At 67.8% G+C, this 17,666-nt stretch carries 12 protein-coding genes and 2 pseudogenes; 8 read left to right on the top strand and 6 right to left on the bottom strand.

What is annotated here, in order from left to right; all coding sequences use genetic code 11:
• Positions 1–297 precede the first annotated feature (297 nt).
• Positions 298–1,017 carry a TetR/AcrR family transcriptional regulator gene (locus tag U5798_RS01740; RefSeq protein WP_322080972.1) on the top strand — a complete coding sequence of 240 codons (720 nt, stop codon included), beginning with the start codon at positions 298–300 and terminating at the stop codon, positions 1,015–1,017.
• A 184-nt stretch (positions 1,018–1,201) separates the two neighbouring features.
• On the opposite strand, the gene U5798_RS01735 is transcribed toward U5798_RS01740, so the two are convergent.
• The 4 genes and pseudogenes from U5798_RS01735 to U5798_RS01720 form a co-directional block, all read right to left on the bottom strand.
• Positions 1,202–3,268 carry a hypothetical protein gene (locus U5798_RS01735; protein WP_322080971.1) on the bottom strand — a complete coding sequence of 689 codons (2,067 nt, stop codon included), beginning with the start codon at positions 3,266–3,268 and terminating at the stop codon, positions 1,202–1,204.
• A gap of 372 nt (positions 3,269–3,640) precedes the next feature.
• Positions 3,641–4,783, bottom strand: a complete 1,143-nt coding sequence (locus tag U5798_RS01730; protein WP_322080970.1) for an FAD binding domain-containing protein — start codon at positions 4,781–4,783, stop codon at positions 3,641–3,643.
• Between the two features lie 60 nt (positions 4,784–4,843).
• Positions 4,844–4,954: pseudogene (locus U5798_RS01725) on the bottom strand (alpha/beta hydrolase); the annotation flags it as partial.
• A gap of 111 nt (positions 4,955–5,065) precedes the next feature.
• Positions 5,066–5,785, bottom strand: a complete 720-nt coding sequence (locus tag U5798_RS01720) for a TetR/AcrR family transcriptional regulator (RefSeq protein ID WP_322080969.1) — start codon at positions 5,783–5,785, stop codon at positions 5,066–5,068.
• Positions 5,786–6,138: 353 nt separating this feature from the next.
• Between U5798_RS01720 and U5798_RS01715 the strand changes: the two genes are divergently transcribed.
• The 4 genes and pseudogenes from U5798_RS01715 to U5798_RS01700 all read left to right on the top strand — a co-directional run.
• Positions 6,139–6,873 (top strand): YoaK family protein, encoded by a 735-nt coding sequence (locus U5798_RS01715; RefSeq protein WP_322080968.1) that lies wholly within the window; start codon positions 6,139–6,141, stop codon positions 6,871–6,873.
• Positions 6,874–6,923: 50 nt separating this feature from the next.
• Entirely contained in the window at positions 6,924–7,865 is a 942-nt protein-coding gene (locus U5798_RS01710) for a glyoxalase (protein ID WP_322080967.1), read from the top strand.
• A 14-nt stretch (positions 7,866–7,879) separates the two neighbouring features.
• Positions 7,880–9,322, top strand: a complete 1,443-nt coding sequence (locus U5798_RS01705; RefSeq protein ID WP_322080966.1) for an alginate export family protein — start codon at positions 7,880–7,882, stop codon at positions 9,320–9,322.
• A pseudogene (locus tag U5798_RS01700) lies at positions 9,322–9,480 on the top strand (MBL fold metallo-hydrolase); the annotation flags it as partial. The gene U5798_RS01705 and the pseudogene U5798_RS01700, both read left to right, overlap by 1 nt.
• A 40-nt stretch (positions 9,481–9,520) precedes the next feature.
• On the opposite strand, the gene U5798_RS01695 reads toward U5798_RS01700, so the two are convergent.
• Positions 9,521–10,429, bottom strand: a complete 909-nt coding sequence (locus U5798_RS01695; protein ID WP_124448234.1) for a helix-turn-helix domain-containing protein — start codon at positions 10,427–10,429, stop codon at positions 9,521–9,523.
• Positions 10,430–10,827: 398 nt separating this feature from the next.
• Here U5798_RS01695 and U5798_RS01690 point away from each other — a divergent pair, with 398 nt between their 5' ends.
• The 3 genes from U5798_RS01690 to U5798_RS01680 all read left to right on the top strand — a co-directional run bounded on the left by U5798_RS01690 (position 10,828) and on the right by U5798_RS01680 (position 16,531).
• Complete coding sequence (locus U5798_RS01690) at positions 10,828–13,719, top strand: ATP-binding protein (RefSeq protein WP_322080965.1); 2,892 nt, start codon at positions 10,828–10,830, stop codon at positions 13,717–13,719.
• 164 nt (positions 13,720–13,883) lie between these two features.
• Entirely contained in the window at positions 13,884–15,764 is a 1,881-nt protein-coding gene (locus tag U5798_RS01685; protein WP_322080964.1) for an amidohydrolase, read from the top strand.
• 95 nt (positions 15,765–15,859) lie between these two features.
• Positions 15,860–16,531: a phosphohydrolase gene (locus tag U5798_RS01680; RefSeq protein ID WP_322080963.1), complete on the top strand. Its 672-nt coding sequence runs from the start codon at positions 15,860–15,862 to the stop codon at positions 16,529–16,531.
• Positions 16,532–16,715: 184 nt separating this feature from the next.
• Here U5798_RS01680 and U5798_RS01675 read toward each other — a convergent pair whose 3' ends face one another.
• A complete protein-coding gene (locus tag U5798_RS01675; protein WP_124448224.1) occupies positions 16,716–17,633 on the bottom strand; it encodes a LysR family transcriptional regulator in 918 nt (305 codons plus the stop codon).
• Positions 17,634–17,666: the final 33 nt, after the last annotated feature.

Genomic DNA, 17,666 nt, shown 5'->3' with positions numbered 1-17,666 from the left:
ACCACGCCGGGTCATCTCGGTTCATGCAGGCGCACGCGAGCGTCTCCGCCGACGGTGTACGTGACGATCAATCAGTACTCCGACATTTAATGTGAAGATTGATCCAATCGTCGACATGACACGGCTTGCGCACGGCGATGGCCGCCGGGTGCGCCGACGAGGCTGCCTGCGCGTCACCGATGCTCGCCGGCGTGGAGCCGAAACAGTGTCTGGACGAGAACCGGTTCCGCGATTTTCGAGATTAGACTCATAACTGATAACATTGTCAAGTATGAGTGAAATATCTAAAATGGCGCCATGGACAAAATTTCTTTGGAACCAGAAGGCGCGCTCGCGGACGACAAACCGGTCCGGCCGCGTGGTGCCCGGCGCAAGCAGGCGACCCGCATGCGTCTGCTGCGGGCGGCGTTCAGCCTGATGGCGGAAAAGGGCCGGGACAATGTGGCGATCAGCGAGATCACCGAGGCGGCGGATGTGGGGTTCGGTTCGTTTTACTACCACTTCGAATCGAAGGAAGACATCTTCGCCGCGCTGACGGAATGGGTCTTCGACGACTTCGCGGACGGGCTCGAACGTCTGGCGAGCGGATTGTCGGATCCGGCCGAGGTCGTGTCGGTTTGCGTGCGTCACACGCTGATGCGCGCGCGCCGCGAGCAGCGCTGGGGACGGTTTCTGGTGCGGGAGGGCTTTTCCGCGCGCGTGCTCGACCACGGGCTGGGCCGGCGCTTGTGGCGGGACAGCAAGCGCGGCATCGCGGCACGCCGCTTCGTCGTCGGCGATCCGTTCATGAGCGTGCTCGCGATGACGGGGACGATCCTGGCTGCGGTCGCGGCGGAGTGCTACACGGCCGACACGGCTGCGGGCGACGCGAGGAAGCCGGCGAGAGACGAGGGCCGGCTTGCCGAGCGAGCCGCGGCGATGGTATTGCAGACGCTCGGCCTGACCCGCGCCGAAGCACGGGACGTGGCGAACCGGCCTTTGCCGCCCGGCGATTTCACCGCTGCGGAGTGCGGTTGACGGCGGGTTTCCGCTGAAGCAGGACCGGCCGATTCAGTCGGACGACGAAGGCGGGACCACTTTCATGTCCGGGAGCGGGCATGCCGTGAGTTATCCGCGCAATCGCCATGCCGTGGCGTAGGCCCGGACGGCGCAACCTGTTCAGGCTTCCGCGCCGGGGTCCCCGATAACGCGCATTGCCGGGTCATGTTCGCATCGGCACGACGAGCAAGCTCGCGAAGCGAAAGGCGTTTTCGCCGAGATCCGCGCCGCGCGCGATTTGCACATGGTTCACGCCGGGCGCGAACGGGAAGACGTCGTTCGTTTCGTAATGGAAGAACTCCCGGCCGTCCTCGCCAAGCAGCGCGGGGCCGCTTCCATGCGCGGCGAGCGTGACCGAGGCGAGCGTGCGCTGCGTGTCGGGCGTCACGAGCGTCAGGTTGACGAACGTGTCCGAGCTCGTCCGGACGTCTGCCAGAAGTGGGACAAGGCGGCAGGCGACAGGTGCCGCGGTCCGGTTCGTCACGACGAAGGTCAGGTGCTTGCCGACCAGGATCGACTTGCCGATCATCACGTCCGGATAGCCGGTCGGCGCGCCGAGCGTCGACGAATCGGCAAGGCTGAAGCCGCAGGTCAGGTCGAGTTCGAGGCCGACGTCGGTGCCGTGCAATTCCGCGAGCTGCGAGGCGGACGAGTAGTGTCGCAGTGCCATGCCGGCATACGGAACGCTGCTGCCCGAATCTTCGCGACACGTCTTGCCGGAATAGGTGCCCGGTGCGGTCAGGAACGCCGAGACGAAGTAACCCGGTTCGAGCTTCGCCGCGCTGCCGGGCGTATACGACTGTAGGTAATCCGGATTGTCGACCAGATCGAGGACGTTGCCGTATCCGTCGACTGCCGCCGAATAGCGTGTGCCGGTGCCGTCCTGCACCTGCAGCGCATAGAGATACTGGTTTTCGTTGCGGCTGAAGATCGCTCCCCGCACGGACGCTTTCCAGATGCAGCCGAGACCATCCGTCAACTCGCCCGCCGACTGATTCGCGGCAAACGAGTGCTGAATCGCGAGCAGGCTGCCCGACACGCCGTCGAAGTCGCCGGTGCAACCTTGCGAGTCGATGTGGGTCGATCGGCCTGCGCCGTCGACGAACGTCTGATTCATGCGGACGACGCACGGATCGCCGCCGTAACCGCAATGGCAGATGGCGAGCAGGTCCGTCACGTACGACGTGCGAGACGGGAGCGTGGCGTCGGCCGTGCTGCGCAAGACGTCGTGCGTGTAGATCTCCATCGAGTTGCGGAAGTCGATCTTCGTCTGGTGCAATGCCGTGAAGTAGCTCTTCGCCGAATCGAGAAACTTCGCATAACCAAGGGTATAGAAGTTGCGGACGTACTTGTTCTTCTTGTCCGGATCGGACAGCGAGTTCAAGTGTGCGGCAAGCACTTTCTGCATGGCATTCTGGTACCGGTAGATCTTCTCGCGCATCTCGCTCAGCGTCGCGGCGACCGTGTCGGGTGCGAGAGCGAGTTCGTCGCGCATCGACAGGTATGCGCCATACATCGACAACTGCGCGCCGCAGGCGAGCGCATGCATCGTCAGCCCCTGATATTCGGAGCCCTTGATCAGGAACAGCGGCGTGAGCATCGTGCAACCGCTCCAGAACGCCACGAACTTCGCGACGATGGTGTCGGACATCGACGCCGAGTAGGGCGGTGCGTTGTTTCGCACGAACTCGACGAGGAAGTGCAGGTCGTCGTTGATGCCCGCCAGCGTCTGACGCATGATCTCGACGTTGTTTTTCGAAATCTCGTCCGTCGCAATGCGACGGATCACCGATTCTTCGTCCGGCCCGCGCTCGAACAGCGTATTCAGGTGGTTGAACAGCAGGTTCAGTACTTCGCCGACCAGCGGTCCGGCGCCCGGAATGAACGACGCGAGTGCCTTGATCGTGACTTCGCCGAAGGCGATGAGCCCCGGCAGCGTATTGGCCGACAACGCTGCATTGACGACATCCGCAATCGCGATGGCCGCCGGCTGGTATTGCTCGATTTGCGTCCTGATGTCGCCGAGCTTCATTTTGAAACCGGGAACCAGCAAGTCGTTTTCGTCGAACGCATGGAGGGGCGGAGCGGCTTTTTCCCCGAGACCCGATGCGATGGCGCGCGATCGGGGCAGTGGCGTGCCGTCGTCGCCGCCGCACGCGGCGAGAAGCGGCAGTACCGCGCTGCAGGCGCCGTACATCAGGAAGGCTCGTCGGTCGATTCGAGTTGTCATCGCGTCTCCGTAGGAAAGTGACGGTGCAACGTACGGCCGGCGCAATCGGTGGTGAATCGGCTGGCTGACGTGCGAATACCCGGCTTGCCGGGCAACGGAACGGATGTGGGGAGGGGCGGTTCGGGTGCCGCGAGTGTGTTGGACGAGGTGGCGTTTTGCTTGCTCGCCTTCTGCCTCATGGTCGAAAGGATAGCATTTCAAGATATCCGGCGAGAAATGCCTGATCGTCAGGCCGGCGTTGGAGCGGCCATCGATTCGCACGCGCGCCGCCCGCGAATGCGACACGCGTTGCGCTGCATCGAACGGGAATTTAACGCCTCGTCGGCGCCACGGCGGGCATGAGTCACGGATCGGCGCGTGGCCGCCGGCCGGTCACGTGCGCCCCATGATCCGGGTGCCGAGCGAGATGCCGAGTTCGGACAGCGACGCGTTGGTCGCGAGCTGAAGGGCTTCCCAGCGCGACAGCGCGGCGTCGAAAGCGGGGCCGTGCGCGACGCCGCGCAGCGCCTCGGCGAGCCCGACCGCATTCTCCGCCGCTTTCGCGACGCCGGCGGCCGTGTGCGGCCGGACGAGGCAGGCTGCATCGCCGAGCAATACCGCGCGGCCGAACACCATGCGGTCGACCGCGAGATCGCGGATCGCCTGCGCGAACGGCGCGTGCGTCGCATCGACGAGCGCGGCGAGCGTCGGCGCCAGCATGCGGCAACCGGCGTCCACGAGTTCGAGCCGGTTGTCGTCCCGCATGGCGCCGGGCGGCAGCGAGCCGTCGCGCTGCGTGCCGTCCCGCGCGAGGAACAGCGACGGCATGCGGTCCTGCGCGAGCCGCCGGTACCAGACCCAGTTCACGCGCCGTTTGCCCGGTTCGATCGCACCGTCGCGGCCGGGTACCAGATAAGTCAGGAACAGATGCGCGTCGCCTTGCTGAAACGTGAAGCGATTGCGCAGTACCCGCAGCACCGTGTCGGGAAGCAGGTACTCGTCGACGAGCCCGCGCCATGCGACATAGCCCGCATAAGCGGGCTGCGCGTCGGGAAGCAGTTGCGCGCGGACGGTCGAGCGGCCGCCGTCGGCGCCGACCAGCAAGTCGGCACGCTCGACGCGACCGTCCGCGAAATGCGCGATCACGCCGTCGCCTTCCTGCTCGAACCGCTCGAACGACACGCCGGCGTGCACGACACCGGCGGGCAGCGCGCGTTTCAGGTCCCTGTAGATCACGTTCCACGCGGTCTGCGTTTGCGGCCTGTGGAGACGTTGCACGATCCGGTCGTGCTCGTCGAGATAGATCCGGTCGATGGAATCGACGCGCGCATCGCGCGGCACGGGCACGCCGCCGAACGTGAATGCGCGTTCGATCGGCGCTTGCAGCACGATGCCGCCGCCGCGGCTGTCGAGGTCGCTCGGCGATTGTTCGAACACCTTGACGCGCCATCCGGCCGCCCGCAGTGCGGTGGCCGTGAAAAGCCCGCCCACCGATCCGCCGACCACGACCGCCAGCGGGCCTGAAACGTCGCTCATGATTGCTTCCTCCCGATGATCCTTCGCGTGCGTGGCGATTCAGCCTTCCCAGTGCTTCAGGAAGCCGTGCAGCAGGACGACGACGGGCCCGCTGCCGGCATCGATGCAGTGCTGGCGGATGCCGTTCGCGGTGCCGGTGTGATGGGTGATCGAAGGCGTGGTGTCGGTCATGCGGCGGTCCCGGTTCGGTTCGGCCTGCGCGCAACGGGCGCGGCTGCGAATGCCTGTCGAGGATAGGTGAAGCGGGCCGCGCGCCGGATAAATTGTTCTGAATTCGTCTGGTTACGCGCGCCGGCGGCGCCGGGCGGTCGCACCCGACCTGAGCTGCTGCAGCGCGGCGGGCGTGCCGTTCAGGAACGCGTCGACCAGCCGCTCGATTTCGGTGTCGAGATCGTCGGGCACCGTCAGGCCGTAGACCCATTTGCGGACGCCGAGATAGAAGATGCTCGCGTGCAGGCTCCAGACCAGTTCGATTTCCGCATTGCGCTGCGCCTCGGTCGCCGGCGTGGCGATCTCGTATTCGTGCCGCAGCTGGCGCAGCACCGGCAGGAATACGCGTTCGCGCAGCCGCGACAGGTAGCGCGTGTTGAAACCCTCGCGGCTGAGCCCCGCGAAGATGAAGGTACGGATCCATTCGCGCCGCAGGATGGTTTGCGCGTAGTCGCGGTAGAACGCGACGAGCCGTTCCTGCAGCGGGACCTTGCGATCGGCGATCATCTTTTCCCAGTCGGGATTCCATGTGTAGATCTCGTCGTAGACGCGATCGATCAGCGCTTCCTTGCTCGGAAAGTACCGGTACAGCAGCGGCTGGGTGACGCCGATCTGCCGCGCGAGCTCGCGCGTGCTGCCGGAAAAGCCGTGCGTCGCGAAGTGCTCGATCGCCTTCTCGACGATCTGCCGCTCGCGCGCTTCCGGCGTGAGCCGACGGCCTCGCGTGACGGCGTTGCCGTCGGCGTCGGCCGCGGGCTCGCGGGTCGGCGTGCTGCGTTTTCTTTCGGTCATTCATCGGCTCCTGACGGCGCGCGTGCATAAACTATCGATCGAAAAATAACACGATCGCGGCCAGCGAATCCGGCTGGCGGTGCGGTTTGGGTGGCCGCGCGGGACGTCCTGCGTCGAATCGGGCCGGCCGCACCGTCCCGCGCGCGAGCGGCGCATTCAGAAAAATTCAGGCCGCCGCCATGACATTAAGGCTGCCCTTGTCTAGTCTGGCTGACGAGCCGTTGCATGGGCCGGACGCCAGTCGGCAAGCCGGACCGGCCGGCGAAACCGGAGCGGAACATGCGTTATCTGATCTCGCCGGGCGCACGCATTGCGGTCGCCGGCGCAATCGACACCTTCAAGGAAGCCGCGTCATGCCGTCGCAGCCAGTAACCGCCGGCACCGCAGCGCCCGATCGCGTGCGCGGCGAGGACGTGTTTCTCGCGTCGATCGCGGGTTACGTCGACACGCTCGGCTTCGTCGCGCTGTTCGGCCTGTTCACCGCGCACGTCACGGGCAACTTCATCCTGATCGGCTCCGGGCTGGCCGGCGTCGGGCAAGGGCTCATGATCAAGTGGCTCGCGTTTCCGGCCTTCATCGCCGGCATCGTCGGCGCGCGCGTGCTCGATCATCGGATGCGTTCGCTGGGCCATGGCGTGCGCGCACGTTCGCTGTATGCGCTGCAGGCCGTGCTGCTGGCCGGGTTCATGCTGGCGGGCGTGATGGCGTCGCCGATCGCCGACGCCGATGCGCCGAGGACGATCCTGTGCGGCCTGCTCGGCGCCGCGGCGATGGGCGTCCAGAACGCGCATGGCCGGCTGACGGCCCGCTCGGTCGTCGCCAACACGGTGATGACGGGCAACGTCACGCAGGCGGTGATCGATGCGTTCGACTGGCTCGTGCCGCTCGCGGCGCCTGCCGAACGGGAGGCCGCGCGTGTGCGGCTGCGGCGCATGCTGCCGCCGATCGTCGGCTTTGCGCTCGGGGCCGGCGCGGGGGCCGCGGCCTATGTGTTCGCCGCCTTCTGGGCGCTGGCGCTGCCGCTCGCGGCGCTGGGCTTCCTCACCTACCAATCCGGTCGGCCCGACGTGCGGCCGACATCACGCTGAATGCGCGCGCGCAGCGGGCTGCTGCGCTTGCCACTATCAAGGAGAACACGATGATTGCACTCAAATTGCGGCAGGTATTGGGGATGACGGCCGCGTCGACGGTCGTGCTCGGCGCGTTGCTGGCGACCGCGCCTGTCCTCGCCGACGAGACGCGCCTGCTCGAGACCTCGTCCGCGCGTGTGCCGGCCGTCGCGGTCGGCCCACAATACGACACGACGCACGTGTGCGTCGCACCCGAAGACTTCGACCGCTTCACCGACAGCTTCGTCGCGACCTTCGGCGGCAAGAAGTCGCAGCAGGGCGTGTTCCAGGTCACGCCGACGCCGAGCCAGACGATGTCGCAGCTCGTGCTGACGCCGGTCGGCACGATCTCGGTGTTCGGCTTCAAGACGCCGATTCCGTATCCGTTCTGCGAGGAGCGCACCGGCTATCTCGTCACCGACATGGACGTCGCGGTGAAGTCGGCGCGCGCGCACGGCGCCGATGTGATCGTCGACACGTTCCCGGACCCGATCGGCCGCGACGCGATCGTCCGCTGGCCGGGCGGCGTGAACATGCAGCTTTACTGGCACACCCAGGCGCCGCACTACGATCCGCTGCAGACGGTGCCGGAAAACCGCGTGTACGTGTCGCCGGAAAGCGCGAGCAAGCTGGTGCGCAACTTCGTCGCGTTCTCGCGCGGCAAGGTCGTGTCCGACGTGCGCAAGGCGCCGGGCATCGAGATCGGCCGGCCGAACGACACGTACCGCCGTATCCGCATCGAGTCGGGTTTCGGCAAGATGACGGTGCTCGCCACCGACGGCCACCTGCCTTACCCGTTCGGCCGCGAGATGACCGGCTACGAAGTGCCGGACCTGGCCGCGACGCTGAAGCAGGCTCAGGCCGCGGGCGTGACCGTGCTGGTGCCGACGTTCACGTCGGACGGGCGCGACGCCGCGCTCGTGCAGTTCCCGGGCGGCTACGTCGCCGAGATCCACTCGCGGTCGAAATGATGGGCCGCCGGCCGATGAAACAGGCGTGGCGGCGCGTGCTGCCCGCCGCCGTGCTGGCGGGCGGCGTCGCGACGTACGCCGGTACGGCGGCCGGCGCCGAGGAATCCGCGGCGCCGGCATCGACCGCCGGCGCCGCGTGCACCGCGAAGCGCCCCGCGGTGCTGTTCAACCGCTGGCAGGAAGACTGGTCGGTGCTCGCGAATCCATGCGTGCCGCGCAAGCCGCTCGATTCGCTGAAGTACATCCCGCTGGGCGCCGACCCGTCGACCTATCTGTCGCTCGGCGCGAACCTGCGCGAGCGCTTCGAGTTGAACAACGCGCCGCTGTTCGGGCTCGGTGCCGCGCATGACGACAATTACGTGATCCAGCGTGCGACGGTGCATGCGGACCTGCGTTATGCCGGGCATTTTCAGGCGTTCGTCCAGTTCGTCGATGCGCGGCCGTTCGGCAAGGACACGGTCGGCACGGTGGACAAGGACCAGCTCGATCTCGAGCAGGCGTTCGTCGCGTACGTCGACCAGATCGGCGGCGGCACGTTCAAGGCCCGCATCGGCCGGCAGGAGATGGCCTACGACTTGCAGCGCTTCGTGTCGGTGCGGGACGGCCCGAACGTGCGCCAGGCGTTCGACGCGCTGTGGGCGGATTACGAGATCGGCAAATGGCGGCTGATCGGCTATATGACGCGCCCGGTGCAGTATCGCAACGACGCGGCGTTCGACGACGTGTCGAACCGGCACCTGAGATTCGACGGCGTGCGTATCGAGCGCAACGGCACGGGCCCCGGCGACCTGTCGGGCTACTGGTCGCGCTATACGCGCGACAACGCACGCTATCTCGCCGGGGCCGGGAACGAGCGGCGCGACGTATTCGACATGCGCTACGCGGGCAAATCCGGCCGGCTCGACTGGGACGTCGAGGCGATGCTCCAGACGGGGCACATCGGGCAGGACACGATCGGTGCGTGGGCGTTCGGCGCGCTGGGCGGCTACACGTTCACGAAGACGGCCGGCACGCCGCGCATCGGCCTCCAGGTCGACGGCGCGTCGGGCGACCGGCATCCCGGCGACGGGCGCATGGGCACCTTCAACCCGCTGTTCCCGAACGGCTATTACTTCACGCTCGCCGGCTACACCGGCTACAGCAACCTGATTCACGTGAAGCCTTCGCTGACGTTCAAGCCGGCGAGCAACGTGACGGTGCTGACCGCGGTCGGTTTCCAGTGGCGCGAGACGACGGCCGACGCGATCTACGGGCAAGGGATGTCGGCGGTGCCCGGCACGGCCGGCAAGGGCGGTTCGTGGACGGGCATGTATGCGCAGGCGCGCGTGGACTGGCTCGTCAATGCGAACGTGGCGCTGGCCGTCGAGGCCGTGCACTTCCAGATCGCCGACTCGATTCGCGCGCTCGGTGCGCGCAATGCCGACTATGTCGGCATGGAAGCGAAGTTCGGCTGGTAGCGCGGCGCACCCGGCGCGATACGCTGAAGCGCGTGGCGGACAAGCGTTATCTGGTCGGTGCCGCGCACATCGCGTTTCACGGGCGTGGGCATTTGCGCCGGGACGGGGCGCAGTACGACTGGGTGCCGGTCGACTACGACACGACGCCGCTTCGATAGCGAGCATGGCGCGCGGGAGCCGTCGCCGCGCGTGACGGAATCAGCGCGACAGTTCGCGCCGCCATGCGCCGGGCGGATGGCCGACGATGCGTGCGAACACGCGGTTCAGATGGCTCTGGTCCGCGAAGCCGCAGACGGCCGCGATTTCCGCGAGCGTCATGTCGGTCGTTTCGATCAGTTGCCGGGCGCGGATCACGCGCTGCTCGAGCAGCCATTGATGCGGCGTGCGTCCCGTCGTGCGCGAGAACGCACGGATGAAATAGCCGCGCGACAGGTCGCATTCGCTCGCGACCTCCTCGATCGACACGCCGAGATCCGCCTTTTCCATCAGCAGTTCCTTGGCGCGCGCGGCCTTGGCCGGCGACAGCACGCCCTTGCGTTGCAGGTCGCGCGCGCGCGTATTGCCGTATTGGCGCGCCAGATGCGTGCCGATCGCCAGCCCCATCTGCTCGACGAACAGCGTGTTCAGCGCGCCGGGCCCGTCGAGGCTGTCGGCGACCGCGTGCGCGAGATGGCCGAGCACCGCGTCCTGCGCGTCGGGCGCGCAGGTCAGGCCGCCGATTTCCGTTCCGTCGTGCTCGCGACTCAAGTCGTCGAGGTAGCCGTGCGACAACTCGATGAGCACGAAGTCGAACTTGCCGTGCAGGTCCGCGCGGAAATTCCGGGAAAAGTCGCGGATGTAGATCGAGTTGTGCTGAAACCACCGCTCGGACTTGCCGGCCCCGCCGTAGATCGTGCGCCGGTGCCCGCCATTGAGCGACACGCCGATCAGGAAGCCGCGATCGCTGGGCGCCATTTCGATGCGCTCGAATTGCTCGTCACGCATGCATTTGCGATGGAGCTTCAGACCGCCGACCGACCTTTCAATATCCTTCGACAGCAGGCTCGACAGGCATCCGAGCGTGTCTTTCGGTTTCGCGACAGGTGGCGCGGCGAGGGGATCTGGCATGGCGGAACTATCCTTCGATGGGGTGCGGCGCGCGAGCATTTTTACGTGCAGTTTATATAGCACGTCTGACAGGCCCAAGATAACTTGAATAAATGTCCACTGGCTGACGGCATGCCGGATTCGGCTCGATCCATGCCGCGCCAGGCCCGGACGGCAAGCGAAGGCGCCATTCTGATCGATATCGCCCCATTTGCAATCGCGCGACGCGGGTACGGCGGCGTGCCCGCGCGGTGGTCGCCAGCGCATTTTCCTTCAAGATTTTTGTATTTCCGGCGTTTACACTCGGCCCACTTTTTTGAGATTTGCACCCGGCCTGCAGGGCTGGCCGGGTGCGCACTCCCGCCCCGGTGAACGGCCGTGTTCACATGGCGGTCATCGTGGGGAACCTGGAGGCGGCCATGATCCAGATCGGGACGTTGTCGGTGGATTTCGAGCAGCGGGACATTCGCTGCCGCGGCGCGTCGCTGCGTATCGGCGCACGCGCGCTTGACATACTGGAAGTACTGCATCGCGCCAACGGTTCCGTCGTGTCGAAGGACGACATCATGGATGCCGTCTGGCCGGGCCTGATCGTCGAGGAGAACCGGCTGCAGGTCCATGTCGCGACATTGCGCAAGGCACTGGGCGCGAGCCGCGACCTGATCAAGACGGTGCCGGGCCGCGGCTACGTGCTGATCGCGAATCCCGCGGTCGCGCACGAGCCGGCGCCGCGCGCGACCGCGTTGCCGCCCGACGCCGTCGCGGCTGCCAGCCCGGTGCCGCTCGTCGGGCGCCAGGCCGAGATCGAGCAGATCGTCGACATGATCGAACGTGCGCCGGTCGTCACGCTGGTCGGTGCGGGCGGGATCGGCAAGACGAGCCTGGCCGAACGGGTCGCGCACGAACTGCGCAGCCGCTCCGGCGAGCGCGTCCGGTTCGTGGCGCTGGCGAGTGCCGCGACGCGCGACGACGTGCTGCTCGCGATGGCCGCGGAACTCGGGCTCGAGGTGGATGGCTTGCCGGACATCGACCGGATCGGCGATGCGTTCGCCGCGTCACGCGGCCTGATCGTGCTCGACAACGCGGAGCACGTCGTCGACCTGGTTGCCGACCTCGTCGACACGCTGACGTCGCGCGCCGCATCGCTGCGCGTGCTCGTGACGAGTCGCGAACCGTTGCATATCTCGGTCGAGGCCGTGTTTCGCGTGAGTCCGCTGGCGGTGCCGGACGGCAGTGCATCCGTCGACGAGATGGTGCGCCATTCGGCCGTCGAACTGTTCCTGGCGCGGATCCGCGCCGCCACGCCCGACTGCGCGATCGATGCGGCCGGCATCAGGCTCATCGGCGACATCTGCCGTCGTCTCGACGGGCTCCCGCTTGCCATCGAACTGGCTGCCGCGCGCGTCGCGACGCTCGGGCTCGAGATCGTCGCGTCACGTCTCGACGACCGGTTGAACCTCCTGACGGGCGGGCTGCGCTCGGCGCTGCCGCGGCACCAGACGTTGCGGGCGACGTTCGACTGGAGCTACGTGCTGCTGGATGCGGCCGCGCGCGCGCTGTTTCGTCGGATGGCGTGCTTCATCGGCCCGTTTACGTTCGATGCCGCCCGCGAGGTTGCGATGGAACCCGGCATGTCGGCCGCCGAGATGATCGCGGTGCTCGGCGAACTGGTCGCGAAGTCGCTGGTAACCGTCGAGTTCGACGGCGCGCAGGCGCGCTACCGGTTGACGGAGTCGACGCGCGCGTATGCGCTGGAGAAGCTGCGCAACGAGGGCGAATTCGACGCCGTCGCCGAGCGTCATGCGTGCTACGAACGCGGGCAGGAGGAAGCGCGGATGCAGACGCAGGCACCCGCGCCGGATCTCGCGAGCCTGCGTCTCGCCGCGCATGCGCAGGCGCCGCACGCGCCCGTGGCGGCCGGGCCGCAGGCGCTGGACGCGGACGCGCTGGCGCGCGCATTGCTGGAGCCGGCGCGAATGCGCGAATGTTCGATACTGGCGAGACGGGCGCTCGACGCGATCGAGGCCGAGGGCGTCGCGCCTGTCGAAGCGGCGCGCGAGATGCGCTTGCGCGCGGCCTATGCGGCGGCGCTGCTGCATACCGACGGCGATTCGCATACGGCCGCCGCGATGTGGGACAGGACGCTCGGTCTTGCGGGCCGGATCGGCGACGAGGCGTTCGATGCGCGCGCGCTGGTCGGGCTGTGGAACACAATGCTGACGCGCTCCGACATCCACGAATCGCTGCGCTACGCGACGCGCTTCGAGCGTGCCGCCGAGCGGCGGGGCGACCGGTCGCAGCGACTGCTGGCGAACGCGATGGTCGCGACCTCGCTGCATTACTTCGGCGAGCATGCGCAGGCGCGCGAGCGGCTGGAGGCGGCGACGGACGAGCTGGCCGAGGTCGGCGAACCGTCGTGCGCGGCGGCGGCGCTGGGCATCGACGTCGCGACGCTCGGCAGCACGATGCTGACGCGGCTCGTGTGGATGCAGGGCGACCCGGAACATGCGATGCGACTGGCTGCACAGGCGGTCGAATGCGCGCGCCGTGCCGGAGCGGGGCTGGCGTTGTGCGTCGTGCTCGGCGCCGCGGCCGTGCCGATTGCATTGCGCTATGGCGACCACGACGTGATTTCCGACTATCTCGGCACGCTGCGCTCGACCGCCGAGGCGAACGGGTTCGACATCTGGCTCAGCCATGCGGAATGCCTGGCCGGGCAGTTCGACATGCAGAGCGGGCACCCCGGTGCCGGTCTCGCGCGGCTCGAGCCTGCGCTGCGGCGCATCGAAGCGAGCGGATTCCGCCGCGTGCTCGCGCCGTTGATCGTCGCGTACGCGGAAGGGCTGACGCGTACGGGCCGCGCGGCCGAGGCATGCGGCAAGCTCGATGCGACGCTCGTGCGCTGCCGCGCGCACGGCGAGCACCTGTTCGTGCCCGAACTGTTGCGCGCCCGCGGGCTGGCGATGCTCGAACAGGCGCGCACCGCCGATGCGGACCTTGCGATCGCCTGCGAAGCCGACGGGCACCGTCATCTCCTGATGGGGATCCATGCCGCGAACGGGCAAGGAGCCGCGATGTGGGCACTGCGCGGCACGCTCGATCTCGCCGATCACCTGATCGAGCGCGGGCGGACCGGGCAGGCCTCGTCGCTGGTGGCCGGTCTGTCGGGGCATTTCGATCCGCAATCGCGTGCGTTCGACGTTCGCCGGCTGGCGCGCTTGCAGAACTTCGTGCGGCCGGAGACGGCGCCGTCGACGGGCCGTACCCGCATGCGGCACGAGGCGGCGGATGCGATGCAGCAGATGGCGTAGCGGCGCGCCCGGCCCGCGCAGGACGCAGCCGCGCCATCGCGCCGCGGCCCGTCGGTCCGATCGATCAATGTTCAAGGGGAAGTGGATGGTCCGTGTATCGTCAATCCGGGTGCGTGCCGTGTGCGGCCGCATGCCGGCGTTCGGCGCAAGCGGGAGGCACGACGGTGCTTAAGGCGACGGAATCCGCCGAAGCGGCGGACCTCATCGTATGCAACGGCAAGATCGCGACGCAGGACGACCGGCAGTCGTTTGTGACCGCGCTCGCGGTGAAGAACGGCCGGATCCTCGCGACCGGCAGCGGGCACGAAGTGATGCGCCACGCGCGCGCCGACACGCTTCGCATCGACCTGAGGGGCCGCACCGTGATCCCGGGGCTGAACGATTCGCATCTGCACATGATCCGCGGCGGCCTGAATTTCAACCTGGAACTGCGCTGGGACGGCGTGCCGACGCTGGCCGATGCGCTGGCCATGCTGCGTCGCCAGGTGCTGCGCACGCCCGCGCAGCAGTGGGTGCGCGTCGTCGGCGGCTGGACCGAATTCCAGTTCGCGGAAAAGCGCGGGCCGACGGTGGCCGAACTCAACGCGATCGCGCCCGACACGCCGGTCTTCATCATGCATCTGGGCGACAGCGCACTCTTGAACGCGGCCGCGCTGCGCGCGATCGGCTATGGCCGCGACACGTCCGATCCGCCCGGCGGCGAGATCCAGCGCGATCGTCTCGGCAGGCCGACCGGCATGCTGATCGCCCGCCCGGACATGGCCGTCCTGCACGCGGCGCTCGAGAAGGGCCCGAAGCTCGGCCACGACGACCAGATGAATTCGATGCGGCACTTCATGCGCGAACTGAACCGCCTCGGCGTGACGAGCGCGATCGACGCAGGCGGAGATTTCCAGTCCTATCCGGACGACTATCGCGTGATCCTGTCGCTCGCGCAGCGCGCCGAGATGACGGTGCGCGTCGCGTACAGCCTGTTCGTGCAGCATGCCGGACGGGAACTCGACGACTACGCGCGATGGGCGACGCTGGCGAAGCCCGGCGACGGCGACGCGTTCCTGCGGATGAACGGCGCCGGCGAACTGCTGGTGGTTTCGGCCGCCGACTTCGGGAATTTTCTCGAACCGCGCCCCGATCTGCCCGAAGCGCTCGAGGCCGAACTGGCCGCGGTGGTCCGGCTGCTGGTGCGGCACCGCTGGCCGTTCCGGCTGCACGCGACGTACGACGAATCGATCGGCCGCTTCCTGAACGTGCTCGAGGCCGTCAACCGCGACATGCCGTTCGACGGGCTGCGCTGGTTCTTCGATCATTGCGAGACGATTTCGGATGCGAACATCGCGCGCATCGCCGCGCTCGGCGGCGGCGTGACGGTCCAGCACCGGATGGCGTTCCAGGGCGAGTACTTCATTGCGCGCTACGGCGCCGAAGCGGCCACGCGCACGCCGCCGATCCGCGCGATGCTGGCGGCCGGGCTGCCGGTCGGCGCGGGCACCGATGCGACGCGCGTCGCGAGCTACAACCCGTTCGTGTCGCTGTACTGGATGGTGTCCGGGCGCACGGTCGGCGGCACGGCGCTCTATCCCGAACGCAACCGGCTCAGCCGGATGGAAGCGCTGCGCCGCTACACGGTCGGCAGTGCATGGTTCTCGAACGAGGACGACCGCAAGGGCGCGCTGGTGCCCGGCCAGTATGCGGATTTCGCGGTACTGACGGACGATTACTTCACGATCGACGAAGCGCGGATCAAGTCGCTGTCGTCGGTGCTGACAGTCGTCGGCGGCAAGGTCGTGCATGCGGACGACGAGTTCGCGCCGCTTGCGCCGCCGCCGCTGCCGGTCAGCCCCGCGTGGTCGCCGGTGGCCGAATTCGGCGGTGCCGTCCTGCGTCGTCCGGCCGTGTCGGCGCAGCCGTGCTCGGCGGCCGACGCCGGCCCGGATGGCGGTTCCGCGCGCGCGCGCGGCCGTCGTTTCGCGCAGCGCCTTCGCGCGGCCGCGACGGAGGTTGTCGAGCAGTGCGAAGCATTCGGCCAACCCGGCGTCGTCTTGTAGGATGGCGTCGATCAGCGGGCAGGCCGGCTACCCCGGCGCGTGCCGCGCGAAGAACGAACGATTTTTCGCCCCGGTGCGGGGCAGAAGGAGACGAGATGAGTTCTGCGCACCCCTGCGCATCGGCCGATGACGAAGTCGCCGGCGTCCGCATTCCCCGGACACCGATGGCGATCGAAGCCGCCGAAGCGGCACGCGCGTCGCTGCCGCGGGTGATCACCGATCACGCGTGCCGGGTGTTCGTCCTCGCGTCGCTTGCCGCGCGCCGTGCGGGCGAGCGCTGCGATGCCGAGGCGCTGTACGTGGCCGCGATGTACGCGAACATGGGATTGAGCCCCGCGTATGGCCGCTCGACCGAGCGCTACGAGCTCGACAGCGCCGACGCCGCGCAGGCGTTCCTGCTGCGCCATCAGACGCCGCAGCACGTGCGCGACGACGTGTGGCGCGCGATCGCGCTGCATACGACGCCCGGCGTGGCCGCCCGCATGTCGCCGCTCGCACGTGCGCTGGCGTCCGCCGTAGCGACGGACCTGATGGCAACCGACATCGACGCGTATTCGGCCGACGAGCGCCTCGCGCTGCTCGCCGCGTACCCGCGCGGCGACGGGTTCGGCAACGCGTTCCTCGACGCGATCGCGCGCGGGGTCGCGCATCGGTCGGCGTCGACGTTCGGCACGTGGAGTGCCGACGTACTCGAGCGCGCCGATCCGGATTTTCACCGGCCGAATTTCTGTGGGCGCGTGCTGGGCGCACGCTGGAGAGACGCCTGAAGGCGTCGTTTCGGAGGATCCGGGCGGCTTCGCCGGCAATCGCCGGTGCGGCGTTCAGACAGTCCGGCCCGTCGCTTCGCGACGCGCAGGGTCGACCTAGCCCGCGCGGTCGCCGCTCTACCAGCCGACCGCCTTCGGTGAGGCGAGCGGCATCAGGCCGCCGCCCCCGCATCACCTGCGGACATCAACCGCGTTTGCCCTGCAGCGTCGGAATCTGCGCGAACAGCCCCGCGAGCCAGTCGACGAAGACCTTGAGTTTGACAGGCGTATGCCGGTTGGGCGGATACAGGATCGAGATCGGCCGGGGCGGCGTGTTGAAATCGGTCAGCACCTCGCGCAGGCGCCCGGACTTGAGATACGGCTCGACCAGGTACAGCGAGGTCTTGATCAGGCCGATCCCCGCGACGCCGCACTCGATGTAGGTATCGGCGTCGTTGACCGCGACCGTGCCGCACATCTGCACGATGCGCGTTTCGCCGTCGACGACGTAGTCCCAGGGCCGCGGCCGGCCCGTATCGGCCGACATGTGGCTGACCGCGACGTGCTGGGCGAGGTCGTCCACCGTTTCGGGCGCGCCGCATCTGTCGAGATACGTGGGCGACGCGCAAGTGCAGGTCGTCAGGCTGCCGATCCGTTTCGCGACCATCCCCGAATCGTCGAGCGCGCCGATCCGCACCACGCAGTCGACGCCTTCGCCGACGAGGTCGATCTGGCGATCGGTCACGCCGAGCTCGACCATGATGCCCGGATGGGCGGCGAGAAATTCGGGCAGGGCGGGCACCATGATCTGTTTCGCCATCGCCGGCGGCAGGTTCACTTTCAGACGGCCGCGCGGCACATTGCGTGCCTGCGAGACGGCCGCTTCCATGTCGTCGATTTCGCGCAGCACGCCGACACAGCGTTCGTAATAGGCCTGCCCGTCCTCGGTCAGCGAGATCCGGCGCGTCGTCCGGTTCAGCAGCCGGCAGCCGAGATGCTGCTCGAGCGTGCTCAGCAGCGCGGACACGCGCGGCGTCGTGAGCCCGGTCGTGTCCGACGCGCGCGTGAAGCTGCCCGTCTCGACGATGCGCGTAAACACGCGCATCGAAAGCAAGGTATCCATCGTTGAGAAATCTCCAGCCTGTATGTTGCCCGC

The sequence above is a fragment of the Burkholderia sp. BCC1972 genome (assembly GCF_905339605.1).
In the GTDB taxonomy this organism is placed as follows: Bacteria; Pseudomonadota; Gammaproteobacteria; order Burkholderiales; family Burkholderiaceae; genus Burkholderia.
Note: the sequence above shows the minus strand (reverse complement) of the source record. Positions and strands in the feature narration are given on the sequence as shown.